The sequence below is a fragment of the Vibrio comitans genome (assembly GCA_024346835.1).
GTDB lineage: Bacteria > Pseudomonadota > Gammaproteobacteria > Enterobacterales > Vibrionaceae > Vibrio > Vibrio comitans.
In genome coordinates this window covers 1,541,618-1,565,598 of record AP024866.1, presented here as the reverse complement: position 1 = coordinate 1,565,598, position 23,981 = coordinate 1,541,618, and the positions used below count along the sequence as shown (strand labels likewise).

Annotated in this window: 24 protein-coding genes and 1 pseudogene; 12 read left to right on the top strand and 13 right to left on the bottom strand. The window is 43.1% G+C overall.

Annotation, left to right across the window (positions count from 1 at the left end):
- Nucleotides 1-22 precede the first annotated feature (22 nt).
- The 3 genes and pseudogenes from OCU46_RS07100 to OCU46_RS07090 all read left to right on the top strand — a co-directional run bounded on the left by OCU46_RS07100 (nucleotide 23) and on the right by OCU46_RS07090 (nucleotide 1,690).
- A complete protein-coding gene (locus OCU46_RS07100; protein WP_141271363.1) occupies nucleotides 23-514 on the top strand; it encodes a GNAT family N-acetyltransferase in 492 nt (163 codons plus the stop codon).
- Nucleotides 515-583: 69 nt separating this feature from the next.
- Nucleotides 584-1,051 (top strand): OsmC family protein, encoded by a 468-nt coding sequence (locus OCU46_RS07095; protein WP_141271362.1) that lies wholly within the window; start codon nucleotides 584-586, stop codon nucleotides 1,049-1,051.
- Nucleotides 1,052-1,134: 83 nt separating this feature from the next.
- A pseudogene (locus tag OCU46_RS07090) lies at nucleotides 1,135-1,690 on the top strand (GNAT family N-acetyltransferase).
- 41 nt (nucleotides 1,691-1,731) lie between these two features.
- On the opposite strand, the gene OCU46_RS07085 reads toward OCU46_RS07090, so the two are convergent.
- A complete protein-coding gene (locus OCU46_RS07085) occupies nucleotides 1,732-2,904 on the bottom strand; it encodes a multidrug effflux MFS transporter (protein WP_141271361.1) in 1,173 nt (390 codons plus the stop codon).
- 102 nt (nucleotides 2,905-3,006) lie between these two features.
- Between OCU46_RS07085 and OCU46_RS07080 the strand changes: the two genes are divergently transcribed.
- A complete protein-coding gene (locus OCU46_RS07080; protein WP_141271360.1) occupies nucleotides 3,007-3,951 on the top strand; it encodes a LysR family transcriptional regulator in 945 nt (314 codons plus the stop codon).
- Between the two features lie 85 nt (nucleotides 3,952-4,036).
- Here the strand turns inward: OCU46_RS07080 and OCU46_RS07075 are convergent, their stop codons facing one another.
- On the bottom strand, nucleotides 4,037-4,645 hold the full coding sequence (locus OCU46_RS07075; RefSeq protein ID WP_141271359.1) for a TetR/AcrR family transcriptional regulator: 609 nt from the start codon (nucleotides 4,643-4,645) through the stop codon (nucleotides 4,037-4,039).
- 119 nt (nucleotides 4,646-4,764) lie between these two features.
- Here OCU46_RS07075 and OCU46_RS07070 point away from each other — a divergent pair, with 119 nt between their 5' ends.
- Nucleotides 4,765-4,989 carry a hypothetical protein gene (locus tag OCU46_RS07070; RefSeq protein WP_141271358.1) on the top strand — a complete coding sequence of 75 codons (225 nt, stop codon included), beginning with the start codon at nucleotides 4,765-4,767 and terminating at the stop codon, nucleotides 4,987-4,989.
- Between the two features lie 349 nt (nucleotides 4,990-5,338).
- On the opposite strand, the gene OCU46_RS07065 is transcribed toward OCU46_RS07070, so the two are convergent.
- Nucleotides 5,339-6,499 carry an ADP-ribosylglycohydrolase family protein gene (locus tag OCU46_RS07065; protein WP_141271357.1) on the bottom strand — a complete coding sequence of 387 codons (1,161 nt, stop codon included), beginning with the start codon at nucleotides 6,497-6,499 and terminating at the stop codon, nucleotides 5,339-5,341.
- Nucleotides 6,500-7,438: 939 nt separating this feature from the next.
- Entirely contained in the window at nucleotides 7,439-7,789 is a 351-nt protein-coding gene (locus tag OCU46_RS07060) for a hypothetical protein (RefSeq protein WP_141271355.1), read from the bottom strand.
- A 530-nt stretch (nucleotides 7,790-8,319) separates the two neighbouring features.
- Here OCU46_RS07060 and OCU46_RS07055 point away from each other — a divergent pair.
- The 3 genes from OCU46_RS07055 (at nucleotide 8,320) to OCU46_RS07045 (ending at nucleotide 11,939) form a co-directional block, all read left to right on the top strand.
- Entirely contained in the window at nucleotides 8,320-9,318 is a 999-nt protein-coding gene (locus OCU46_RS07055; protein WP_141271354.1) for a helix-turn-helix domain-containing protein, read from the top strand.
- Nucleotides 9,319-9,425: 107 nt separating this feature from the next.
- Complete coding sequence (locus OCU46_RS07050) at nucleotides 9,426-10,748, top strand: dipeptidase (protein WP_141271353.1); 1,323 nt, start codon at nucleotides 9,426-9,428, stop codon at nucleotides 10,746-10,748.
- 333 nt (nucleotides 10,749-11,081) lie between these two features.
- Complete coding sequence (locus OCU46_RS07045) at nucleotides 11,082-11,939, top strand: DNA ligase (protein WP_141271352.1); 858 nt, start codon at nucleotides 11,082-11,084, stop codon at nucleotides 11,937-11,939.
- Nucleotides 11,940-11,961: 22 nt separating this feature from the next.
- On the opposite strand, the gene OCU46_RS07040 is transcribed toward OCU46_RS07045, so the two are convergent.
- Nucleotides 11,962-13,332, bottom strand: coding sequence for an MATE family efflux transporter (locus OCU46_RS07040; protein WP_141271351.1), 1,371 nt, complete (start codon nucleotides 13,330-13,332; stop codon nucleotides 11,962-11,964).
- A gap of 187 nt (nucleotides 13,333-13,519) precedes the next feature.
- Here OCU46_RS07040 and OCU46_RS07035 point away from each other — a divergent pair, with 187 nt between their 5' ends.
- Nucleotides 13,520-14,131: a riboflavin synthase subunit alpha gene (locus tag OCU46_RS07035; RefSeq protein ID WP_141271350.1), complete on the top strand. Its 612-nt coding sequence runs from the start codon at nucleotides 13,520-13,522 to the stop codon at nucleotides 14,129-14,131.
- Here the strand turns inward: OCU46_RS07035 and OCU46_RS07030 are convergent.
- From OCU46_RS07030 to OCU46_RS07015, 4 genes are all read right to left on the bottom strand, one after another.
- Nucleotides 14,128-14,331 (bottom strand): CPXCG motif-containing cysteine-rich protein, encoded by a 204-nt coding sequence (locus OCU46_RS07030; RefSeq protein WP_141271349.1) that lies wholly within the window; start codon nucleotides 14,329-14,331, stop codon nucleotides 14,128-14,130. The two genes, OCU46_RS07035 and OCU46_RS07030, sit on opposite strands and share 4 nt — an antisense overlap.
- A gap of 29 nt (nucleotides 14,332-14,360) precedes the next feature.
- Nucleotides 14,361-15,233, bottom strand: coding sequence for a fructosamine kinase family protein (locus OCU46_RS07025; RefSeq protein WP_141271348.1), 873 nt, complete (start codon nucleotides 15,231-15,233; stop codon nucleotides 14,361-14,363).
- A 926-nt stretch (nucleotides 15,234-16,159) separates the two neighbouring features.
- Nucleotides 16,160-16,669, bottom strand: a complete 510-nt coding sequence (locus OCU46_RS07020) for a C40 family peptidase (RefSeq protein WP_141271347.1) — start codon at nucleotides 16,667-16,669, stop codon at nucleotides 16,160-16,162.
- On the bottom strand, nucleotides 16,669-17,454 hold the full coding sequence (locus OCU46_RS07015) for a sterol desaturase family protein (RefSeq protein WP_141271346.1): 786 nt from the start codon (nucleotides 17,452-17,454) through the stop codon (nucleotides 16,669-16,671). Before OCU46_RS07015 ends, OCU46_RS07020 begins: the two co-directional genes overlap by 1 nt.
- A 78-nt stretch (nucleotides 17,455-17,532) precedes the next feature.
- Here OCU46_RS07015 and OCU46_RS07010 point away from each other — a divergent pair, with 78 nt between their 5' ends.
- Together OCU46_RS07010 and nagK are read left to right on the top strand one after the other, a co-directional pair.
- On the top strand, nucleotides 17,533-18,252 hold the full coding sequence (locus OCU46_RS07010) for a tRNA-uridine aminocarboxypropyltransferase (RefSeq protein ID WP_208733539.1): 720 nt from the start codon (nucleotides 17,533-17,535) through the stop codon (nucleotides 18,250-18,252).
- A 149-nt stretch (nucleotides 18,253-18,401) separates the two neighbouring features.
- A complete protein-coding gene (nagK, locus tag OCU46_RS07005) occupies nucleotides 18,402-19,310 on the top strand; it encodes an N-acetylglucosamine kinase (protein ID WP_141271344.1) in 909 nt (302 codons plus the stop codon).
- 26 nt (nucleotides 19,311-19,336) lie between these two features.
- On the opposite strand, the gene OCU46_RS07000 is transcribed toward nagK, so the two are convergent.
- Entirely contained in the window at nucleotides 19,337-19,477 is a 141-nt protein-coding gene (locus OCU46_RS07000) for a hypothetical protein (RefSeq protein ID WP_167495378.1), read from the bottom strand.
- A gap of 343 nt (nucleotides 19,478-19,820) precedes the next feature.
- Between OCU46_RS07000 and OCU46_RS06995 the strand changes: the two genes are divergently transcribed.
- A complete protein-coding gene (locus OCU46_RS06995; RefSeq protein WP_141271343.1) occupies nucleotides 19,821-20,195 on the top strand; it encodes a MarR family transcriptional regulator in 375 nt (124 codons plus the stop codon).
- A gap of 176 nt (nucleotides 20,196-20,371) precedes the next feature.
- Here the strand turns inward: OCU46_RS06995 and OCU46_RS06990 are convergent, their stop codons facing one another.
- The 3 genes from OCU46_RS06990 to OCU46_RS06980 are packed head-to-tail and all read right to left on the bottom strand — an operon-like array spanning nucleotide 20,372 to nucleotide 23,901.
- A complete protein-coding gene (locus tag OCU46_RS06990; protein WP_141271342.1) occupies nucleotides 20,372-20,632 on the bottom strand; it encodes a DUF2960 family protein in 261 nt (86 codons plus the stop codon).
- Nucleotides 20,633-20,669: 37 nt separating this feature from the next.
- On the bottom strand, nucleotides 20,670-21,497 hold the full coding sequence (locus OCU46_RS06985) for a mechanosensitive ion channel family protein (RefSeq protein ID WP_371858839.1): 828 nt from the start codon (nucleotides 21,495-21,497) through the stop codon (nucleotides 20,670-20,672).
- 58 nt (nucleotides 21,498-21,555) lie between these two features.
- Entirely contained in the window at nucleotides 21,556-23,901 is a 2,346-nt protein-coding gene (locus OCU46_RS06980; RefSeq protein ID WP_141271340.1) for an ATP-binding protein, read from the bottom strand.
- Nucleotides 23,902-23,981: the final 80 nt, after the last annotated feature.

The following is a 23,981-nucleotide window of genomic DNA, read 5'->3' as shown; positions in this document are numbered from 1 at the left end:
TGATTGGGCGAAGGGGGAGTTGATGGAAATTAAAATAAGACGTTCAGAGCCGCAGGATGCAAGAGCGGTAAAAGAAATTTATGAATGTACCAATGCGTACATGGGTACGTTGCAACTGCCCAATCCATCACTCGCCTTATGGGAAGGAAGGCTTTCCAATATCCCAGATAACGTCTTTTCTTATGTAGCCGTTGCCGGTGATGAAATCGTTGGCAATATAGGCTTTGAGGTATCCACAAATCCGAGGCGTCGACACGTTGGTTCATTTGGCATGGGGGTGAAGGATCAACATCAAGGAATAGGTGTCGGGACAGCATTATTGGCTACGGTCATCGATTTAGCCGATAACTGGCTTAACCTAAAACGCTTAGAGCTGACCGTTTATGTGGATAATGAATCTGCCATCAGTTTGTATATGAAGCATGACTTTGTGATTGAAGGTGAATCTCAAGCCTACGCATTTCGAGATGGAGAGTATGTCTCTGTGTATCACATGGCAAGAATCAAAGGTTAGCTTGTTTTATGGTTTCGATCATACGCCTTACCGTGTTGACCAATAAGGCTTGAATTTAAGGAATATCCAATGTCAGAACACTCAGCAATTGTTCGATGGGAACGTGGCGAAACGGAAGTGTTTAGCGACAACAATTACAGCCGAGGTCACATCTGGGAATTCGATGGTGGGGCAACTGTGTTAGCTTCAGCATCACCTCATGTTGTCCCACTGCCTCTTTCTGTAGAAGAAAATGTCGATCCTGAGGAAGCCTTTATAGCCGCGCTGTCGAGTTGTCATATGCTGGTCTTTTTATCTGTTGCAGCGAAGAAGAAATACGTTGTTGAAAGCTATACAGATAACGCAATGGGTACTCTAAGCGAAAACAAAAGTGGCAAAATGGCGGTAACTCAAGTGGTACTTCGCCCTGAAATTGTGTTTTCTGGTGAGCGAATCCCGACAAGAGAGCAGCTAGAAAAAATGCATCATATCTCTCATGAGAATTGCTTCATCGCTAACTCAGTCGAAACTGAGGTGACGACGGAAATTATCGTTTAGGCATACTTAGTGACAGCGTAACAATATGGTGCGTATTTTTTGTGTTGTTGGTGGTGAATGGAGGCGAGATGAACTCAGTGAAAATGGAAACTAACAGATTACGTTTTGCTCGTCCTTCCTTAAAGGACCAGCCTGCCATGCTGGTGGCGATCAAAGAGAGCGAGCAAGCACTTAAGGAGTTCCTACCTTGGGTGCCATTTGCGCTTTCACAGCAGGCATCAATCGAACATACTCAGCAGGCCATTGATAACTTCGCAAATTTCAAAGAAGAACTGCGTTTCTCTCTTATCGAAAAGGCATCGGGTAGATTAATTGGCGCAATAGGTTTGATCATTCGCGATAAGGATGTCCCTTTCTTTGAGATTGGCTATTGGCTATTGGCTATTGGCTATTGGCTATTGGCTACGCAGCGATAGTGTTGGCAAGGGATTTATCAGCGAAGCTGTGGCTAAGCTAGAAGAGTACGCCTTTGACGAACTTAACGCGAAACGTTTGGAGATCAGGGTCGCACAAAGCAATATCAAAAGCAGAAAAGTTGCTGAGCGCTGTGGTTATGAGCTTGAGGCGAATTTGCGTAATGAGCGTAGATTGCCGTCAGGGAAACTCGATAATACTCTGGTGTACGTAAAAACTCGTTAGGTAGCGAACCATTTTGGCTCGCCACCTAATTTATACCGGCTTTAGTTCTCACACACTTCGTAATTGGATTTACGTCGACACACAACATACCAAAGTAGTGGTAATGACATAAACAGTGCCATCATCTGTAATGAGCCAAGTGGCAAGAAGTTAACGATACCTATCAATGTTGATGCACCAGCCATTTGGAAAAAGCCAAGTAGCGAAGCGGCAGTACCTGCTCGCTCTGAAAACGGCGCTAAGGCTGCGCTACAACAAATCGCAAGGGTCAAGCAGAAACCAGTACTTGCAATAAACACAGGGCCCATGAATGCAATCGGGCTATCAACGCCTTGCAGTAGCAAGATAGAAACTGCTGCGAGGGTGCACATGGCGATCGCCAGTTTCAGTGCGCGAGATTGACCCAAGCGACGGATGATAATTGGGGCGGTAAAAGAGCCCAGAATGTTGATAAGCGCATTGCTACCAAACCATAGAGAAAAGGTTGTAGGATCTAGGTCTAACTCGACCATCAGACGCACTGGAGCTACGCTAACAAAGGCAATGATTATGGCCATTGCCAACATAACCAGTCCCGCATTGAACCTAAACGTATGGCTTTGCAAAATAGGTTGGTATTGCTTCCAGTTGATAAGCTTGGGACTAGAAATAGTATTAGACGGGCGAGTTTCCGGTAAACGCAGCAACGAAAACAGAGTAACAAATAAGGCGTAACCGGCCATGAAGTAGAAGGTTGCTCTCCAATCCCATGTTTCACTCAGCCAGCCTCCTAGCATAGGTGCTAGCGCAGGAATGACACAGATAACGCCATTGATGTAGCTGTAGATAGAGGCGGTTCTTTCTGAGCTATAGCTATCACGTACTCCCGACATCACACCTACTGATACTGCGCACGTGCCTAAGCCTTGTAATATACGAGCAAGCCATAGCACTTCTATTTGCATAGCTAACGCGGCAACAGCCGAACCAAAAATATACAGAAGTAGGCCACTTAGAATAAGCGGTCGACGCCCGTAGCGATCAGCCAAAGGCCCAGCAAGTAACTGACCCAAACCCAAAGCGGCTAAAAAAAGTGTGATGGTGGTTTGGATGTTTGCCATTGGCGTTTGCAGATTGTCGGCCATTTGTGGAAGTGCAGGGAGATAGATATCAATTCCCATTGGGCTTATGACGATCAATAACAAGAAGAGGTAAATAGGGGCTTTGTGGTTCATTTGTATCTTTGTCTGTGTGGTGTAGAGCGGCAGTGTATCAATGTTGCGATATGACTAATATTGAATTATTGTCATCAGATACTTTCTATAAAGGAATATCTGATGAAGTTAGACTACATTGACTTGAACCTTCTTAGGCTGATGTTGATATTGCTTGAAGATGGAAGCGTCAGTCGCGCGGCGACGCGATTGAACCTTAGTCAGTCTGCGGTAAGCAAGCAATTAACTAGGTTGCGAGAGCAGCTTGGTACTGTATTAGACGATCCACTGTTTATACGTACAGGTAGAGGGTTAACCCCAACGGCGAGAGCGTTAAAGCTGGAAGCACCACTTCGTCAATGGCTAAGAGATTCGCACATTATGCTACTCCCTGAATCCTTTGACCCTGCAAGCGATGAACGCACCTTTACCATCAGCATTTGTGAGACGGCGTTCCCGGTGATAGTCCCTAGGCTGATGCCCAAACTGACTCGGCTTGCTCCTGGGATGCAACTCAGTATTGTCCCTAAATCTAAGGCAAGTTTGAATCATCTAAATCAAGGTGACTTGGATCTGCTGATAGTGGCAAGAGATACGGATCAACGTGTAGAGGCGCCTCATCATGTTTCCGATTTAGGAGATCAACCTAACCTCGAGTTATATCGTGACAATCATGTTTGTCTGGTTAGCCAATCACATCCTATTTCTATAGATTCATGGGACGAAGGCGCATTTTTGGACTCAGATGGAATTCGAATCTTTGTAGAGGAGAGTGAGTTTTGGTTGTTAGACCGCGTAGCAGCCGAACAGGGACAACGATTGAAAGACAAAGCTAAGGTCCCTGATTTTCATAGTGCAGCACTATTAGCGCAACACACCAACATGTTTTTTGTGTGTACTTCTATCTTTGCTAAACAACTGGCGCAAAGATACATGCTCAAACCCTTGCCTCTGCCCTTTGAATTAAAGCCAGTAAGCTACCGCATGCTATGGCCAAGTATGTTAGAGCGAGATTCTGCTCACCAATGGCTTAGAGAGTTGATCGCAGAGTGTTGTCATGATCTATGATAGAGGCTAAATCTTTTCGCTTGTTCGCTTTTGAACGACCTTGCTAGTTTTCAAAGCATGTTAGCTAAACGTTAGCTGTTTCTATTCACGGTTTCTTTGCGAGACCATCAACAATTTTTTTCAAAAAGTATTGGCTATCATCCAACATGCTGACGGTTTTTGCATCACTGTTCGCCGTTAGAATACTGCAATAGCCATGCAGCGCGCACCAAACAAAGCGTGCCTGTTGCTGTGTATCTTCGATGGTAAACACACCTGCATCTTGACAAAGTTTAAGCATGTGCCGAAGAAAATCGAATGTTGAATCAGCTTCCTCCCTAAGCTCAGAATTAGCGCTTTTTAGAAGACCGGTATTACCGAACATCAGCTGATAATATTCCGGAAATTTACGTGAAAAATTAATATAGCATTCACCCACAGCAGTAAAACGTTCCATTATGGGGAGGGTTGAGTGTAACTCCCAAGTGTTGGTCATCGAACGACCAAATTGATTAAATCCTTCTTTTGCTATAGCACACAGCAACTCTTCTTTATCCTTAAAATGTCGATAAGGTGCGGTTCTTGAAACATTAAGCTCAGCCGCTAAACCCCTCATCGTGATTGAGTCTATTCCCTCAGCTCTCAACTTGTCAGTGGCAACTCTAATTAACTCACTTCTTAGATCACCATGGTGATACTTACTGTCATTTGCCATTTTTAATATCTCGTTACATCCAGACTCTAATACATTACCGAATCATGTTGACGGCGTCTACATGGTACAGTAATGTTTCTTATGTAGACGTCGTCAACATTAATCTAAGGATGGTAAGTATGAATGGTTCAACATTTCGCAAAATCGCAAGATGGGTACACTTTTTAATGGCAGCTTTAATCGGCACTTTTATATACTCGCCGTGGAGTGAAAACCCAATGTTTTCTAATGTCATCTTCTGGTTGGCTGTCCCACTGTTAACACTCAGCGGTTTATGTATGTGGAAACAAGGCATTATCATGAAGAAGCTAAGAGGTAAGGCACTGCCAACAGAACAAATCTAATTGACCAAAAGAAAGCTATGGATAAACTCCTTGTGAGCTTTATCCAAGCATATTTTGCTTTTTTATTTAGAGGTTATGGGCTCTAGAGGGAATGAGTATGGAAACCTCGATTCAACTTATTTCCACTTTTCAGATTGGCAATGTAGAGGACAAATGCACTACGTGCGTGATGGTTTGAGCCTATAGGTAAGATTATCGCAACCAAAGCACATTCAATGAAGCAGTGTCCAAACACTCCAACAGGGCAACCTTTTGTGCCGTTTAGGGTTGAAATGAGCAAGTAGGGTTTATTTAGTCTAAAGAGAAGGTGAATTGTAGGGGGATAATAAATACTCTCCCTACACTTTTATTACGAGTAGCCCAGTGACTGTAGAAGCTCATCTATATCGTGTTTCTGTGTTAGCTTTTCGATCCATTGCAAGGGAATTCCAACTGCACCGCCGATCCCATAGCAAGCACCCAGCACTGCGCCTAGTAATATGGAACGTCCACAAGAATCTCCCCCCGCATAGATGTTGCGTTGAATAGCTTCCTGATACGTTGTAGATGTAGCCAAGTTATGTATTACTGAAGGTACGCCGTATGTCAGGTTACAACTCATTCCAAATCGAGAAGTAACGGTTAAGTTACTTTCGTGTTCATAGGATAATGCCTCATCAATAAGAGCTTTCACCAAGTGTGGGGCACTATCACGTCCAATAGTTATGGCAGAGTGAGGGGAAGCCCCTTCTAGAGCAGCTTCTATAATGGTTGCTACAGCTTGACCAAACTGAACAGCAACTTGATTATCATTCGTCACTCGAACAGCGGATTCTACGACTTTAGACAATTCAGGATCACCACAATAGGCAGCGACTAAAGATGGAAGTTTGGAAATAGCGGTCAGCTGCTCATCGTTGGCACCGTGGTAACCAGAGATGGCTTCGACTTTAGTTGCTATGTTCAACGCATAAGCAACCATATGGTCATCGTCATGAGTTTGTCTAACAGCTGCTTCAATCTTCTCAGCACACTTAGCTCCTTTGACTTGCTTTACGTTGGCAAGCACTTTAGTCAGCATCATGCGTTGTGTGTTCTCATCACCGTCAAATGGTATCGCTTTAGCGAGTAAGATCGCTTCATGCTCTGCCTTGGTAATATTGTCTAGTGTGTCGCGAGTTGGATGGTCGATGTAGCCTATATATTTTCCCCCGTAACCAAAATGCTCTTGGAAAGAGCTTTCGTAATGGGATTTATGATAACGATTGCCGTTTTGAGCAATTGAACGCATAAGTACCAATGCTTGTTCGCCATACTGTGAGCAATCGCCTACGTTTCTTTCCTCATGAGCAAAGAAACCAGAATCATTGGCGTAATCATCTTTGTTAGGGGGATGGAATTCAGGTGTCCCTTTAGAAATATCACGGATTCTTTTTTGGTCGTACAACCAATGAAATCCTACAGCTGCAGCATCGGCGACCAATGAGCCAAGAAGCATACTTTTCACACGATGAGACGTTTGATTGGCCATAAAAAGGTTTTCCTATGTATCCCAAGTAGTTAGTCAAGATTTAGACTACTAAACCCTTAGATCTCAGAGTGCATATAAATTTACTTGCTAACCGCGAATAATGCTGGGGCTGAGAGCACTTTGACCTTTATATTCAGTAGTTAACAGAAGCTACGCCTGCCTTTAGGGTAGCAGGTCTTGTTGTTTGACACTCAGAAATTGCCTATAGAGGTATACATAGCGTTGCATTCATTGACTCATTCCATATGAAGCGTTGTTTCATAATGATTGGCTATGACATTTCTATTTGGTTAGCTAATCTGGCAAGTCATACACGCCCGTAAGATCTATTAACAGTTGAAAACTGGATTATTCTCTTGTTTTTGATAGGGTTTTATTTGTAATACAAATAAAAATAATAGTGGTACAAATTAATGGCTAGAATGACTGTTTCACAGGAGGAGTTCGAACGTATTTTAGAAATCGAGAGTACGTTGAATCCATCCTTATTTGACTCCCTTTTATTGGCGAGGCGGATAGAGCACAATGACTTGCTGGTGGCTTTAGTCGATTTGCATAACCAGAAAATGGTTAGGATTGAGAAGATGAACGCACTGATATCAACGGTCAGTGATAGAGATGAGAGGGTAAATACACGGCAGAGGTACACAACGCAGTTAGTGGTTTGTCTGTGTCTATTGGTGGCTTTCTACAACCTTTTTCTAGGCACCGCCGTTAGCTTATTCATGGGCATGATAATGCTATGTGTGTCTGCATATGGAGTCTATAGAATAAACCAAGAAAAGTACTGTTCGAGGGCGCTAGTAGAAGCCTTTAAAGGAAACCTGCTGTCGTAATGTTACATTGAACGCCAAGCACGCACTACGGCTTATAGTGTTGTTGCTTGGTGGTCATTATTTTGAGTAGGGGACATTGTTAGTAGCGCTTATATAAAGCGTGCTATGCTGCGTATGTGTTTTCCGCTACTTCATTTCTCTTATTGATGCACATTTGGCGTTTAACCAGCGTTTCCATGACCAATGTATCTAAATAATCATCACCGATAACCAGTTCACCTAGGTCGGTATCGCTAACTTGATTGATAGCTTCCTGGTAAGCGTCATAGGAATCAAGCACAAAGGGAGGGAACTTTGCTGCGTACTCATAGTTGCGAAGAAAGAGCTTGGCGATTTCCAACTGACATGTTGCATAACAATCAGCTTCAAAATTGGTTGCTAAGGTGCTCAAACGATTAGCTTTGCGTATCAATTTATCTAGTTTTAATTGCTCTTCTTTACTGAGTTTGCCCATTTCTCTCGTACCCCTCACCATTAGATCACGTAAGATTGAATTGCTGTTTCGAGTTTACGCTTTTGAAAGGGATATTACTTACCATTTCATGCCGAGTAGCAGATTCTCTATATAACGAGAGTACTGCGGATAATCTCGACAAGGCATAGCGAAAAATAAGTTTGACTAATTTTTGTTAAAAGAATGCCAAAGCACCAATAATTAACAGTGCGCAAATAATCGAGTATTTTAGAGGCTTGGTATCATACTGCTCAAAGTCTTCTTGAAGCATTTCTACTAATTTAGTCATTTCTATTTCTCTCTGTTTAGGTATTGGATCAGTTTATAAGGGGTATGGCTTATACTGCTAACCAATACGTGCCACCATTCTCGATTTAGTAGAAGTTTGTTATCTTGCTCTGATCCACTACTGCGCTCGATGCGCCACCAAAGCAGTTCCACATTCAATTTGGCTTATCAGACCGTTTTAAAGAGTCAATTTCAATGCTAGATTATATTTTTAGAACAAGGATGTGACATAAAGGGACTTTATGAGCAAACTGGATTTGTCGTTAGTAGTAGAAGACCAATGGCTCTCAATTAGAGAGGCTCTAATCGAAGCAAACGTCGATATTCATCAAGAATTAGATGAAACGCTGCTATCCAACTATTCTCCTCGCTCTCAAACCCCCATCAATTTGATATCTGTGTTTTCTTTCATGGATCTAATTGTCCCCAAATTAACATCAGAACAGTTTCAGTACGTGGCACTAACCTCGGCCCGAAAAAATGCGGTTAATGCCATTAAAATGATGGAGTTTGATGAGTGTACTACGGTAAAAGAAGCGCTAGTTTCGTACTGTCGTCAGTGTACTCATATCATGACCGATACAACGCTAACCATTGATTCGTTTGCGGGTAGCACTTGGTTTATGTGCGCTAGGCCCTATTCAGAACAACCGCGATACCCTTTAACTGAAAGCTATGGGTTATTTCTGTATCGAGAGTTAGTCGCTCAGTTCAGTGGTACGGAATGGAAGCCGAGCCAATTGGCGTTGAGAAGCTTCAATGCTCAGCACATTGATGAAGCCACTTGCTTACCCAGTCCAGTCGTGTATCTGGGGCAAGAGTTTTATGGTTTTAAAGTAGAAGATGAAGTACTGCAATTACCATTAAAACTGCGCCCGTATACTTCTACAGAGTCTGTATTTAAAAATACCGATGTGAATTTTAGTCTCGCGTTAACGTACGTTGTATTAGCTCATCTTGGAGAAGACGTTGTGACATTAAAACAGCTGAGCAAAATTACTCAGTTGAGTGTTCGGACAATCCAAAGACGACTTGAAGAGGCGGGGACAAACTTTACATCACTCTATGACAAAATCATTCTTGATGAAGCTAAGCGGTTGTTGGTGAGTTCTAACCAAAAGGTGTCGGATATTAGCTACCATCTCGGCTATTCGAATCCATCTGCGTTTACCCGTTTCTTTAAACTAAAAGAAGGATTAACACCGAAACAATACCAATCGCACCATATTAAGAAGCACTAGTTGATTAAGTTTACAGCGATTAGTGGCGTGATTAGATAATTTTTATTTCTTCATGTTGATATATTTTGCGCCATCTCCAGGCAAACAACCTAAAAAGTATATCAATTATGAAAAAGACAATTATTGCAGCAGCACTACTGGTTTCATTTGATTCAATGGCTCACGACATTCCTTTCGAGCACACTCACGATAAAGACGGAGCAGGTTATACAGTCACTGCAACTGGCATGTACATCTCTGATACTGACGTCTACGCACCACATTGGAATGCTCGTGGCAAGACTCAAGAGCAAGTAGACCAGCGCGCCGCTTACATGGCTAAGTTTTTCAACCACCAACGTGACCCTGAAGAGACGGCTAAAGATGAAGCGTTCCGTGAAATGCTAGGTAAGGATACAGTTTACGTTAACACTGTGCTTCCAGCCGCTATCGGCGCTAAGTCTTTCACTAAGGCGCACGCTTATGACGGTATGAAGCGTAACGAAGAAGCGGGCGTTACCCTTGGTAGTTTCTCTAACTACAACAACCCTAAGAGCCAGATCACAACTGAACGTGATACGTTTATCCAAACCGCTGAGTATGCTGAGTCTTTAGGATATCGTCACATTCGTACCGTTGCTGACGTTCGTAAGAACTGGGCAGAAGGTGTGATGTCTGTTACGACTCATGCTCAAGGCGCTGACTTTGCTATCGCTGATATGGGCTTGGTAGAAGAATACCGTAAACTGGGTGTTATGCAGATGAACTTCGTTTATAACGATGACAACGCGTTAGCAGGTGGTGGAACTAACCAGTCTTCTGGTGTGACCCCTTTGGGTGAAGAGTTCATTCGTGAGGCTAACGAACACGGCGTGCTGATTGACGTATCTCACTCTTCAAACCAAACCGCTATAGATGCAGCGCGACTATCAAAAAAACCAATTATCGCGTCTCACTCTAATGCTCAAGGTCTGCATAATATTGGACGTAACATTTCTGATGAAGCAATGATTGCTGTGGCTAACTCGGGTGGTGTGGTGTGTTCCACTGGTGTTGGTATGTTCCTTAACGCCGAAGGTGACGCGTCACCAGAAGCATTTGCAAAACACGTTGTTTACACCGCTAATCTAATTGGTAAAGACAAGACTTGTTTCTCTACTGACTTCTTGCATAACTACAAAGATTTTGTATCAGCGCTATTGCCAGATACGGAGACTTACGCACCAGAAGCAGGCATGAGTGGTATCACTGAGAACATCACTATTGAGCAGGGTTGGGCGGTAGCACGTGTGCTACACGAAGACTACGGTTGGACAATTCCAGAAGTTCGTGGCTTCTTAGGTGAAAACGTCTTAGGTCTTTATGAGCAAATCTGGGATGACTACGCAGAGACAAAAGTCGCAACACTTGCCGCTGAACATAGTCATGATTCTCACGATCATAGCCACTAAGTAAGCCTAAACATCCATCAGTTTGTTTAGTGCACGGTAGATTTTTAAAGCCTATTCGATAGCAAGAGTGGGCTTTAGTTTCATTAGCCTTTGGTAAACCGCTGGTTATAAAAGTAAAGTGATTTAGCGTCACTTACGGGAATGTGCTTAGGTCTACTCTAAATGCAGAACTAAGAACAATGCTGTGAGCGTGGAACGTACATCATATTTTGATGAAAGCCTGAACCATCTACATTTTTCTTGCTCGAGACATCCCCTAAAACTGTTTCTAACTTGTCGGAATCATGCCACAACTACCCATTCTATTAGTGTCCCGAAAACGGAGGCTAATTTATGTCAATACGAAACCCCGTCTCTTTGATTGCACTTGCGTGCTCTGTAGTTGAATCTGAAACAGCCGTTTCTAACGAGTTCGCCAACTCATTGATGCTGGCTAAGTCTTATCAAGGGGAAGAGCTTAATAGCAATTACTTTGTTAGTGAGAAATTTGATGGTGTGAGGGTTATATGGGATGGAGAGAATTTGCGAACCCGTGGCGGGATTATATTAACTGCTCCTCGATTTTTTACTGAACAGTTGCCTAAGTTCGCTATTGAAGGAGAATTATGGGCAGGTCGCGGTAGGTACTCTCAAGTGCAGAAAACGGTATTGGATGCGATACCCAATGAGTCAGACTGGAGCACTATAACTTACTTGGTGTTTGACAGAATAGACAGCGTGTCTACCTTTGAAGACCGGTACGCTTCGCTTCAATTATGGAAGACGAGCTCGGGCTCTGATGCTCATCAGATACAAATAGTAGAGCAAATTCCATTTCATTCTAATGCTCAGTTAAAGGCGAAATTACAACAGGTTACAGATAAAAATGGCGAAGGGCTGGTGGTACGTCATAAACACGCTGTGTATGTTTCAGGCCGAAGTGATCTGATGTTTAAGATAAAGAACCACCAAGATGCAGAGGCGAGGGTGATTGGGTATAAGCCAGGTAATGGGAAGTATCAATCGCTGGTGGGGGCGCTTTATGTCGAGTCGCCCTCTGGTGTTCGGTTTTATATAGGGAGTGGCTTAACGGATGAACAACGTAAACATCCGCCTAAGCTTGGGGCTGAGATTACTTATCGCTATAACGGCACAACAGAAAATGGTGTGCCGCGTTTTGCGCGCTTTCTAAGAGAGCGAAAGGTGCACTAGCGAAAACTAACAGCGGGAAGTATTAACGAGATGCAAACTCTAGCTGAACCTCTGAGCTTTGACGGTGCATCCATTTAATACGCATAGACAGTAAAACAGCCGCTGTAGTTAAGCCTATGATAAAGCCATACCAGTATCCATGAGCGCCCATAGGTTCAAATAGCCAATCCGTAGAACCGAGGACATAGCCGATAGGTAATCCAATCATCCAGTAGGAGATAAAGGTACGATTAAAGATAGATTTCATGTCTTTGTAACCACGAAGGGCTCCTGCGCCAACCACCTGAACTGTATCACTAAATTGATAGATAGCTGCTAGCAACAATAGTTGTACAGAGAGTGCAGTTACAGCCCTGTTGTCTGTATACAGGTTTGCTATATCTTCTCTAAACAATACCGTGAGTACCGCAGTCACAACGGCAATCGCTAATCCCAAAAAAATACCTACACGGGTCGCTATACGTGCACCTTCGGTATCCTCTTCACCTAACTTATGCCCAACACGAATACTTACCGCGCCACCAATACTCATTGGGATCATAAATACCATGCCTGATACGTTGATAGCGACTTGGTGCGCGGCAACGATAATCGGACCAAGCGGTGAGACCAATAAGGCGACAACGGCAAATAATGTCACCTCAAAGAAAATAGACAGTGCTACCGGAAGACCAAGCTTGAACAGGCGATACTGTGCCTTGAGGTTTGGTTTATGCCACTGATCGAACAGACCAATCTTCGCCAGTCGCTTAGAGGTGATCGTGTAGAAAAGTAGCATGCTAAACATTATCCAGTACACTATGGTTGTAGCCACACCACAGCCAATGCCGCCTAAAGCGGGGGCACCTAATTTACCGTAAACAAAAATATAGTTAAGTGGAATGTTGATTAGCAGACCAACAAAACCGATGACCATGGCCGGTTTGGTCAAAGACATACCATCGGTAAAGCTTCTTAAGGTTTGGAAGAACAAAAACGCCGGTACTGCAGGAAGCATCGCATACATGTAGCCTGTAGTGATGTCCGCCATGGTTGCATCTACATCCATCAACCCCAAGATATTGCTGGTTTGCAGTAAAACGAAGCCAATAGGGAAGGCAATCAATACCGCTAAGCTACCCCCTTGTTGAATCTCATTCGCAATCTTGTGTTGATGCCCTTTACCGTTCAATTGCGCCACGATGGGGATCAGAGCCATCAAGATACCGATACCAAATAATATAGAAGGCAGCCAGATACTGGACGCGATTGCCACTGCAGCCATATCTGTAGCACTAACGCCGCCAGCCATAATGGTGTCCACCACACCCATACCTGTTTGAGCTACAGAGGCAATTAGGATCGGGGTCGCGAGCTTTATCAGGTTTTTGGCTTCTTTTTGGTAACGATGCACGGCGTTTTCCTATATTCATTTAGGGGACGAATAGTAATATCAAACCGCTGATCGTGCTATGGTTTTTCTATGATTTGTTTTTCCACTGAACAATTTCAAAGTGCCGGTAACCATGATGCTTTGAATGTCTCTAAAACACCCCACATGGTATACTTTTAAAAAATTAGAAAGGTTGCAAAGAGGAAGTATGTTTACAGGAATTGTTCAGGGAACGGCTCGAGTTATCTCTATAGAGCAGAAGCAAGATTTTCAAACTCATGTTATTGAATTACCCGATGCGCTGAGTGACAACATATCCGTTGGGGCGTCTATTGCTCACAATGGGTGTTGTTTAACTGTGACTAAAGCTGATGGCAATATAGTCACATTTGATCTGATGAAAGCAACGTTAGACCTGACAAATTTAGGTGAGCTTAAACCTGGCGACTATGTCAACGTAGAGCGCGCTGCACGCTTTGGTGACGAGATTGGTGGGCATAATATGTCTGGCCATATTTCGGGAACAGTAACGATCGTAGATATTGTTAAAAGCCCTAATAACCAAGCTATTTGGTTTGAGGCTGATTCGGATAGTCTTCGTTATATCTTAAAGAAAGGGTATATAGGTCTTGATGGATGTTCGTTAACCATTGCAGAAGTGAACGATAATCGGTTCAGCGTGAATCTTATCCCCGAGACCCTTACTCGTACCTTGTTTGGGCAACGTAAAGTGGGCGACAGAGTAAACCTTGAGGTTGACCCTCAAACACAGGCAATCGTTGATACTGTGGAGCGAGTGTTAGCTCAAAAAGCACTTTAGAAGATTTGCTCGTCGTCAGCATCAATCTTCAATTCGACTTTATCTCTTACCTCATCTAATTCCATGCTGAGATGGATAGAGTGGCAACAGGCAGGGCAATCATCATAGAAATCTTGATTGCCCTGAGTCGTATCTAAGGGAACGGTAATATGTTGGCCACAGTGAGGGCAAGAAACATGTCTTTCAGCATATTCTTTCATAATGGTGCTCCTGACGCTGGGTTCAGTATTCACGCATATTGTTTGAGTAGTTCGTCTATCCTCAGTTGCGCGTCATTCAAATAGTGTCCGCCAAAGAGATTGCAATGGTTCAGCACATGGTAAAGATTATAGGTGTTTTTGCGCTCTTCATAACCTTCCAGCAGGGGTTTGATACTCTTATAGCCTTGATAGAAGGCATCAGGAAATCCCCCAAATAACTCGGTCATTGCGATATCACACTCTCTATCTCCCCAATAACAGGCAGGATCATAACAAATGGGTCCAAATGGAGACTCAGCGCAGTTGCCATGCCATAAATCACCATGCAATAAAGCCGGTTTTGGGTGGTGATTCGAAAGCGAGAACTTGACGCTATCTATGATTTCTTCCAAGTTTCCGAATTCTATGCCTTTCTCTTTAAGCAGTTGCAGTTGCCATCCAATGCGTTGCTCAGCAAAAAATTGGCACCACTTTTTGTGCCAGCGATTGGGCTGCACAGTTGCGCCAATGTAATTGTCGTTATCAAAGCCGTACTCTTGTTGATCACCCCAAGAGTGTAATCGCGCGACGTCTTGGCCAAACTGGTAACTGGCTTCGTGATTAGATAGCGGATGGGTAGGGAGGTAGTTGAGAATTAAAAAGGACGCTTCTTTAGTCGAGCCAAAGTGCACGATCTCCGGGGTCGATACGGTATTAGACAGTCTCAGTTCATTAAGGTTATCAACTTCGGCTGAAAAGCTGGCAAGAAACTCTTTACTATTGATCTTAATAAAGTAGCGCTGCTCACCATCGCTGATCATATAGCTTTCGCTAATATCACCGGAAGTAATGCGCCTCTTTTCTTCAATCTTGAATTCAAACATCAATATGTCTGAAAGCTGTTGGGTTATCGCCTGCCACATAATTTACGCCTCAGCTGATCCTCACGTAATTAAGTTTAGGCTAATTCTCGCTAGGTAATAGCAGTAGAGTGGTATTACCTAGTCTGGATCAAAAACTTTTTGTAGGAATTGCTAATTTACATGCCGAATTTGCAAGAAAGCATAGAACGATAGAGTAAGTGAATTGGAATGGCTTTATTCCAGAAAGGTCAATCAGGTAATCCTACTAGCTGTCCCCTCTGGTAGCGGTACAACCTCAGCGACTTTTATGTCCAAAATACATCTGGTTAAGTAAGTGTATAGCAAACACTGCTTATCAAATATGATGTGTAGTACATGTGAGAGTCCTATTCTCATTTCTCAATGATAATCGTCGGTCCTGATTCAATAGAAAGGTAGGGCTGACTGAATCAGCCCAGATCTACTTACATGTTGCTAATCACAAAGCCCATTGAAGCTATAAATGTGCTGAGCAAGCCAATGGTTTTGAGCATTACTGCATTATCTACTTCTAAGTTGAAGTTAACGCTAAATTTCATTTTATCTCCTAGATTCATTCAATAAAGTCTTCTAAACAACGTCAACAGAAGCGTTCGGGCCCAAACTTTTCTTGTTGGCTCTATTATATCGCTGCATTAGGTTGAAGGGAAAAAATGCTTTAAAAATTAATGAAATATTCGCTTTTTACGTCTAGCAACTAGACACCAAAATCATTCTAAATGACTCCGAAAAGGTAAAGGGGTTTAACCAAAACAGCCAATTGAACATATAAAGGATTGCTAATATCCTGAGGACATTAGCAATGAAGAAAGTTGTAAGCTTTTCAGGTGGACGCACTAGCGCTTATTTATGCCAACTAATGAAAGAGCTATACGCAGATGATATTGGTTTGATTTTTATAGGACCAGACGTTGATTCTCTATAATTCTACGTGTTTGCCTAATTAACTAATTTACACGGCGAATTTGCCAAAACACATCGGCCCAGTAAGGAGAGTCAAGGCGCGAGATAATGACGCCGCGAGACGTAGAGGCATGCATGAAGCTGTTGTCTTCCACATAAATCCCTACATGTCGGGTATTGAAGCCTGTTTTAAAGAAAACCAAGTCACCAAAACGTCTATCGTCATAATCGACTTCCTTGCCGACCTGGCTTTGTAATTCCGTCGTTCTTGGCAGAGGTTGCGTGAATAATTGTGAATAGGCAATTTGCGTGAATGCGGAGCAATCTATGCCGTTTTGTGTTGTCCCACCAAGCCGGTAGGGGGTCTGGTGCCACACTTTGTAAAATCGAAATAGCTCATCACTTTTTTGCTTGGAAACTTTATCGTCAATTTGCTGGTCAATCTGATTGGTGTTTACTCGCGCTTGAGAATTCGTTTCAGGGCCAGACGCACAGGCTGTTAATAGCGTAGCTAATGTAATAAGTAGTAATTTTGAGCTATGTAGGCGTGTCATTAATTCTTCCTGAAAGGCTGAGTCAGCATTTTATCAATTCGTTGCTCTTGAGGCTTACGGAAAACACCAATCCCAATATTCATGTTTTGATGGCCCAACTTCGGTTGATCTATATAACTTTGGAACATGCGATCCCAAATTGAAAGACAAAATCCATAGTTGGAGTCTGTCTCTTGCCTTATTGTGGAGTGGTGGACTCTGTGCATATCTGGTGTCACTAGCCATTTGCGCAGTACTCTGTCTAAGGACAAAGGCAGGCGCATATTACTGTGATTGAACATAGCGCTGGCATTAAGCACAATCTCAAAAATAATAACCGCAACAGGTGGAACACCAAGGGCGAAAACTAAGCCAATCTTTATCCACATAGACAACCAGATTTCAATAGGGTGAAAGCGTGCGCCAGTGGTGACGTCGATGTCTTGGTCTGCATGATGGACTTTATGCAGGCTCCAAAGCATTGGAATGCGGTGAAACAAGCGATGTTGCCAGTAGATGGCGCAGTCCAGCGCTATAACTGCAAGCGCAGTTGCGATAGGTAAAGGGACTGATAGCCAATATAGCAATCCAATTTGGTTTTGCTCGGCCCAGAGCGCAGCCTCTACCGCCAATAGCGGCATGGTGATCACTAAAATTACTGAGTTAAATCCGGTTAAACTGAGATTATTTAGCCAACGAAAACCTTTTGGCTGGGTCAGTGGGCGTTTGGGTTTCAGAGCTTCTACTAGTGCGCAGATACACAGCACTACGATAAAAACACTTAACCTTATGGATGCAACGTCCATTAAATATTTTTCTCCAAGGTGATGACAATTCTAGTGTGCTTCATTACTCTTACTTCCTTTTACGCAGTAGGGCGAAAAATGCGTGTACATGCCGTTCATAAACTCGTTGAGTACAGACTGAAACAATCTACCAAACCGTTTAGCGCTAGGGGATCTAAGGTAGAGCGTTGCCCACATTGTCGTATCGCGCAGCAGTATTGTATTTGCGCTCATCAGCCCCAGGCTCATACAGGTTTTGCATGCCTGCTAATTTACTCGGACAACGAAGTATTAAAACCGAGCAACACAGGACGACTCATCGCTGATATCTGTGAAGATGCTCATGCGTATCAATGGAACCGTACAGAACCTGATGCCCAAATGTTGTCGCTATTACAAGATACAAGGTATCAGCCCATTCTGATATTTCCAGAAAATTATCTATTTGATTCTAATGCGCTTGTTCCTGATGAGAGACTAAGCTTTGTTCAGGACAAGATACCGCTATTTATTTTCCTAGATGCCAGTTGGCGTGAGGCGCGTAGGATTTATAGAAAGTCGGAGTATTTACATCATTTCCCCGTCATGTCTATTCAACCAGAAAAAATCTCTGAATATGTAATGAGAAAATCAGAACATGAACAACATCTAGCCACTTGCGAGGTAGCGTCTCTTGTTTTTCAAGAGTTTGGTTTAAACAATGCCAGTGATGAGTTGCAATCATGGTTTGAGGTGTTCAAAGAAAGCTACATGCTGAGCAAAACAAGAGAAAAGAGAGATTTTAGCCGTCCAGTGCTTAATCACTATCTATCAAAATAAGTTTTTTAGTTACATCTGCGAACGGAGTTTAACCGAATAGACTGAGCTGACTTTTTTTTATGGCAGTCATCACGGTATGTATGCCAGAAGATCGGGATAATACGAATTATTTTTCAATGAATTATACGGTTTAGTTTAGGAGATGACTGATGTTTTATGGCTTTGATGTGGGCGGCACTAAGATTGAATTTGGTGCGTTTAATGAGAGTCTGGAGCGTTTAGCGACAGAACGAGTGCCAACACCAGGTGATGACTATGCAAAGCTAGTTGAAACATTGGCTGGTTTGGTAGAAAAATACGATGCGCATTTTGGTGTAGAAGGTCTTATTGGATTTGGTCTTCCTGGTATGGAAGATGCAGAAGACAACACTATCTTGACGGTAAACGTACCAGCAGCAAAAGGTAAGCCTTTACGTGCTGATCTCGAAGCTCGCATTGGACGCAGCGTTAAGATTGAAAATGATGCGAACTGTTTTGCTCTGTCTGAAGCATGGGATGATGAATTGAAAGATGAAGAGTCTGTAATGGGCTTGATTCTTGGCACTGGTTTCGGTGGTGGCATTATTCATGAAGGCAAGGTTTTCTCTGGTCGCAACCACGTAGCAGGAGAGGTTGGCCACACTCGTCTTCCTATCGATGCATGGTTCCACCTAGGCGAAAATGCGCCTTTGCTAGGCTGTGGTTGTGGTAAGAAAGGCTGTTTAGACAGCTACCTTTCTGGTCGCGGATTCGAGCTGATCTACGATCACTACTATGGTGAGAAGAAGAAAGCTATCGACATCATTACAGCTTATAACGAGGGTGAAGAAAAAGCAGTAGAACACGTAGAGCGCTTTATGGAGCTGCTAGCGATTTGTTTTGCGAACATCTTCACCGCTTACGACCCACACGTGGTTTCTCTGGGCGGCGGGCTATCAAACTTCGAGTTGATATACGAAGAAATGCCAAAGCGTGTGCCAAAGTACTTAATGCCAGTGGCTAAGTGCCCTAAAATTATTAAGGCGAAACACGGCGATTCAGGCGGTGTGCGCGGCGCAGCATTCTTGAACATTCGATAAGCTTCCGCTTAAACAGCATATAGAAACTAGAGCGCTTCGGCGCTCTTTTTTTGTTTTTCTATTGTCTCATAGGTAGCCTTTAAATCTGTTAACTCTGCTCGATATGCTTTGTAAGTCCAAAGACTTAAACCTAATGTTACCGCTGCTATTATGGCTAAAATGATCATTCTCAATTTTCCTATTTCGTAGGATTTGATAATAAAATTTAACCTGTACCTAAAACATGTAGCGATTAAAAAAAATGTTCACCTTTTGCTTTGAGTTAGCATGCGATTGCTTTTCTGGCAGTCTTAATTGCTCGTACATTGAGTCGCTCTAATTTTGTCCAGAGTTCAGTACTTAGATTAATCAGATGAATATGAATTGTTAAGTATCCTGTTCGGTTTATTCAATAAATGTAATTTTCGGTTCTTTCAGAAGCAAAAATCTACAAATTTGAGCGCTATTTTGCTATAAACACGCTTCAAATTTTCATGCCTGCTGAGAAGCAGTGAACAGGGGAATCATTTAATGAGACTTGCACATAAACGTAACGTGCAGATGAAGCTGCAAAAGCGCATCAGAACTAGCGCTAAAACTGCTGCTTCTAAGCCAGTAGTTAAAGCTGCAACAAAACCAGCAGTAGCGACTGCAACCGTTAAGGTTGAAGACAATGTAGAAGTGAAGGCTTCAGACATTGCACTTACTCCAAAGCAGCAACAGGTACTTGATATCGTTGTTGCCAACGCTGAAGGCATCAACCCTAAAGGGATCGGTCTAGAGGCAGGTCAAGAAGAGGCTAAAGCGGCTTCTTGGGCAACCGGCGCACTGAAAAAATTGCTGACTGAGAATCTTGTTCAAAGAGAACAGTTGTCAGGAAATAAGGTTATCTATAAGGCTCTTTAATTAGACTTTGCGATAATAATAATGCCTCGATTATTCGGGGCATTGTCGTATTTAGGCGAAAGAAATTTTCTTTAACGCAAAGAAAACTCTCAAAATTACGCAGTACTGTGTATTTATACAGTACTGCGTGGTTTTAGACAAACGCCAATAAAAAAGGGGCCATCAGGCCCCTAGTGTTATTTTTTGCCAATCGGCTTATTCTCTTTTGGTTTTAGCGTAATTTTGCCAAAGCCCAACTTTCTGAAGTAGTTGTCACGATAATCACGAACGGCTTTTGTATCAGATACCGCTTCGATTTGTTGTTCCATCTTAAGGAACTCTTTTAGGTCGATCCCCTCAGCTTCGGCAACTGCTTCATGAATATTGCGGTGCTCTTGATAAGAGAACAGTAGTTCTTTGTGTTGTTTGTTGTATACGTATTGAATCGTTCTTGCCATTGTATTCTCTGTTTAGTATTCGACGAATTATCGACGGTTAAGCTGGTTGTGAACTCACAGCAATGCGCGGTGGAGTAATGCCGTTTTTCTTGAACTCTTTCATTACACGCAGCGTGATATCAGTTTCGAACAGTTTCTCATATCCGGTATCGACAACATAGGCCTTACAGGTCAATTGTATTGCTAAATAGTTCTCGGTGATGGTTTGTTTGACCAAAACAACAACAGGTTTGGGAAGATGTATGTAACGACTCGATGATGCGGCTTCTTGAATTAGGTTTCTTGCCAGATCGATGTCTTGATCCATTCCGATAAAGAAGGGGATGACCACTTGCATATCTAACGCACCATAGTTGCCACTGACGGTGACTTCATTAAGGAATTTGTTATTAGGAATCGTAATGATGTCATCATTCAGGGTACGCATGCGAACTGAGCGCAATCCGATGGTAATAATGTCTCCGTAGTTGCCTTCGAACGTGACGCGGTCACCTACTTGGAAGGGGCGGTCTATCATTACTGTTAAGCCTGCGATGAATGAAGCGGCGAGATCCTTTAATGCAAAGCCCACCGAAACGGCAAGAGTACCACCAATTAGGGCCAATATATGGTCGTTGATTCTGAAGCTGATCATGAACACCACAATACCAGCAGTAATGTAGATGAAGAACTGCAGGAAGGATTGCGCTTTTTGCAAAATCATTCGGTACTGTACAAATTGCGCACTAACACTTTCTACAAGGGAATCAATGAATCTGAGTAGTAACCAAGTACAGGCAATGATAAGCACAGAAAATAGAACGCCCCCCCAGCGAACTAAACTGGCAAAATCTTGAATAGCCGAAACGTCAGGTACTTCTGTCATCGCGTACGAGAGACTACTGAATGTAGTTAATAGAACAAGGTATAAAAATCTTTGCATATTATTTTACCAGTAAATGCTGACGGTGAAGGACATTGGTGACATGGCGATACCAGTGATCTGAGATTTTAGCCTTATCGTCACTCCACTCGATGTAGCCACGACTTTGGAAGTAACGCAGTGTACCGAGCACTTCAGAGTGGCTAAGCTGTGTACATTCAGACAGTTCCTCTTGGTTTGCCACTTCCAATTGCACGATAGAGCGAAGTACAGCCAACATTGGCTTAGGCATTTTTTCGAGCTCTTCTGACTCTGGTGCTCTAAATAACCTGACTACGATACTGTCGTCATTTTTATTACGGCGTAGAGATAGCCTGAAGAATCTAAGCGCTACTGTTGGGTTACCATCTGCATAATGCCAAAGGATGCGGTAGAAGCCATTTCGAGCACGGTCTTCTTCGCTGATATTGCCGTGATCCCACTGTTTTGGTACCACAAGACCTTCAAATGAGAGTCGATACTCATCTGATTGATTAATGCGAGACTCAAGCAACTGAGCTACCTGCGCTTCATTCCAGTTTGGTAAGAAAGAGACCCAATCGAACAGTAGCCTTTCTCCACGAGCTCTATCAACAAAACGCCAGCTTGCTTTTTCGATGGCCAGTACAGCGCGGTGGTTTTTCTTAGAACGGCGCAATAAGTTAGTAAACCGAATCAAGCCGTTGAGTCCACCCACCATTGGTTTGACCAAACGTTGACCGTTATCGAGTGCAATGAGGTAGCTTTCATTACTTTTTCGAAGGTGGTTAAGGATTTGGATCTCGCCAGCTTCTCTTTCAAGGCCTAGCTGCTCGGCAAACTCCTCAATGAGTGCTGAGTAACCTGCATAAGGGCAGTTGAGATAGATTGGCGTGGCATTCTTGACCTTGTGAAGTAACTGCTTAAGGAAGGTAGTAGTGCCTATACCGCGCTCGCCGGATACAACGCAAACTGCAGGGTTGTTTGACAGTACGTATCGTGAGACTTGCTTGAACTCTTCTGTCGCGTAGTCAATTAAGGTGCTGTCTTCATGACCAGGAGTGACGTATTTGAAGGTTTCGTCTCCCTTAATTCGAACAAAATTTTGTGACTGCATTTCACTTTCATTCTGCTTGGCTACTTCTATTTTGAATAGGTAGGCTAAACCTTGGCTAAAGAAGGTGAAATTGGACAGTTTTGCCACAATCATGCCTTGGCACGTAGCGGTAAAGATCCAGACAATACCTAATACGGTCGCGATGATGTTGAGTAAAAAGGTCTTTTCGTTCTTTTCAGCCCATACAATCCAAAGTGGTTTATCTGGCATCTTAGCGATGCGACGAAACACGATAGGGCGCCATTTACGCAATACATTAATCGTAATCAACACAAACCAGAAGAATACGAGGCTAGATATCCAATAATAAATGGTGCCTTTGCCGACCATTCGCTGTGAGATTTGCAAAATCACGCCAACAAAGATGAAACTCCAAACGTACCAACGTATCGTCGACAAACGTAGCGCGACAATTTCTTTGCTGGAACTACGACTGTTGCGATAAGCAAATTCGAGGATAAAGCTAATTGCGATTGAGCCACCCAATATCCACCAAGTGAAGATTTCAAGGACGATAAGTTGACTTAGGCTCGGTATCGAAGATAGCACTCGCAAAGAGAGTGTAATTGCGATAAGTACGGCTATTGCTCTATTTGCGCGGCTTATGTACCAAATTAAGCGCATCCAAAGAGGAGGGCGAGTACCATGCTGAACTTGAGCATTTTTGAAGGCTTCAATGAAGCGTTTGCTATTAGCAAGCCACCAAGTCAAAGCAAAGTAAATGAACAAGACCTTAAGCGCTGCCCACATTACTGGGATCGGTGAGATAAAGATGTCTTTGATCAGAGCTTTAAAACTACGGATTTGCAGATGCACCAAGAACTCGCCATTGAGACGGGTTATATACCATTCTTGCTTAAACTGGATAACACCGGAGGGTCCAAATCCGGCGATTAGGTCTTTGGTTGAGCTACTCGCTAGGGCAAGCAAGTCAGCTTTACTTTTGCTAAGACTACTTAGAGTCAACCATGAGCGTTCGGCGGTTTGCCAGTTTTCATCGCTACCATCTTTGTTGTAGGCTTTTATCTGCTCAGCGAATTGATCGGCATGTTTAAGTTGCTCTGTAATCACCGCTTCCATCAACTGATTAACCTTGTCGCGATCTTCTCGCGTCATGAATAGCGGCTCAGGTAATTTGTCGATTTCAGTCGCGATGCTGATAGAGACCTTATCAATATTCGGTTCATCTGCTAAGTCATATTCCCAGTTGGCAGAAGCACCAAAAGAAAATAAAGCTAGGAGCAGGGGAAGGAAGAATAGTTTTGAACGCATGATTCTCTCTTGTCCGTTTGATTCCTTGAAAAGTTTAGTGCAGAGAATGTGTTTCACGAAATTTTTTGTGAAAAAACATT

Excerpts from the sequence above, each read along its gene's own strand:
- OCU46_RS07080 (WP_141271360.1), top strand. The coding sequence starts at position 3,007 with ATGAAGTTAGACTACATTGACTTGAACCTTCTTAGGCTGATGTTGATA.
- OCU46_RS07065 (WP_141271357.1), bottom strand. The coding sequence starts at position 6,499 with ATGGCCAATCAAACGTCTCATCGTGTGAAAAGTATGCTTCTTGGCTCA.
- OCU46_RS07020 (WP_141271347.1), bottom strand. The coding sequence starts at position 16,669 with ATGACACGCCTACATAGCTCAAAATTACTACTTATTACATTAGCTACG.
- OCU46_RS07095 (WP_141271362.1), top strand. The coding sequence starts at position 584 with ATGTCAGAACACTCAGCAATTGTTCGATGGGAACGTGGCGAAACGGAA.
- OCU46_RS07055 (WP_141271354.1), top strand. The coding sequence starts at position 8,320 with ATGAGCAAACTGGATTTGTCGTTAGTAGTAGAAGACCAATGGCTCTCA.
- OCU46_RS06980 (WP_141271340.1), bottom strand. The coding sequence starts at position 23,901 with ATGCGTTCAAAACTATTCTTCCTTCCCCTGCTCCTAGCTTTATTTTCT.
- OCU46_RS07010 (WP_208733539.1), top strand. The coding sequence starts at position 17,533 with ATGCGTGTACATGCCGTTCATAAACTCGTTGAGTACAGACTGAAACAA.
- OCU46_RS07050 (WP_141271353.1), top strand. The coding sequence starts at position 9,426 with ATGAAAAAGACAATTATTGCAGCAGCACTACTGGTTTCATTTGATTCA.
- OCU46_RS07015 (WP_141271346.1), bottom strand. The coding sequence starts at position 17,454 with ATGGACGTTGCATCCATAAGGTTAAGTGTTTTTATCGTAGTGCTGTGT.
- OCU46_RS07100 (WP_141271363.1), top strand. The coding sequence starts at position 23 with ATGGAAATTAAAATAAGACGTTCAGAGCCGCAGGATGCAAGAGCGGTA.
- OCU46_RS07060 (WP_141271355.1), bottom strand. The coding sequence starts at position 7,789 with ATGGGCAAACTCAGTAAAGAAGAGCAATTAAAACTAGATAAATTGATA.
- OCU46_RS07075 (WP_141271359.1), bottom strand. The coding sequence starts at position 4,645 with ATGGCAAATGACAGTAAGTATCACCATGGTGATCTAAGAAGTGAGTTA.
- OCU46_RS07085 (WP_141271361.1), bottom strand. The coding sequence starts at position 2,904 with ATGAACCACAAAGCCCCTATTTACCTCTTCTTGTTATTGATCGTCATA.
- OCU46_RS06985 (WP_371858839.1), bottom strand. The coding sequence starts at position 21,497 with ATGACAGAAGTACCTGACGTTTCGGCTATTCAAGATTTTGCCAGTTTA.
- OCU46_RS07070 (WP_141271358.1), top strand. The coding sequence starts at position 4,765 with ATGAATGGTTCAACATTTCGCAAAATCGCAAGATGGGTACACTTTTTA.
- nagK (WP_141271344.1), top strand. The coding sequence starts at position 18,402 with ATGTTTTATGGCTTTGATGTGGGCGGCACTAAGATTGAATTTGGTGCG.
- OCU46_RS06995 (WP_141271343.1), top strand. The coding sequence starts at position 19,821 with ATGAGACTTGCACATAAACGTAACGTGCAGATGAAGCTGCAAAAGCGC.
- OCU46_RS07045 (WP_141271352.1), top strand. The coding sequence starts at position 11,082 with ATGTCAATACGAAACCCCGTCTCTTTGATTGCACTTGCGTGCTCTGTA.
- OCU46_RS07000 (WP_167495378.1), bottom strand. The coding sequence starts at position 19,477 with ATGATCATTTTAGCCATAATAGCAGCGGTAACATTAGGTTTAAGTCTT.
- OCU46_RS07035 (WP_141271350.1), top strand. The coding sequence starts at position 13,520 with ATGTTTACAGGAATTGTTCAGGGAACGGCTCGAGTTATCTCTATAGAG.
- OCU46_RS07025 (WP_141271348.1), bottom strand. The coding sequence starts at position 15,233 with ATGTGGCAGGCGATAACCCAACAGCTTTCAGACATATTGATGTTTGAA.
- OCU46_RS06990 (WP_141271342.1), bottom strand. The coding sequence starts at position 20,632 with ATGGCAAGAACGATTCAATACGTATACAACAAACAACACAAAGAACTA.
- OCU46_RS07030 (WP_141271349.1), bottom strand. The coding sequence starts at position 14,331 with ATGAAAGAATATGCTGAAAGACATGTTTCTTGCCCTCACTGTGGCCAA.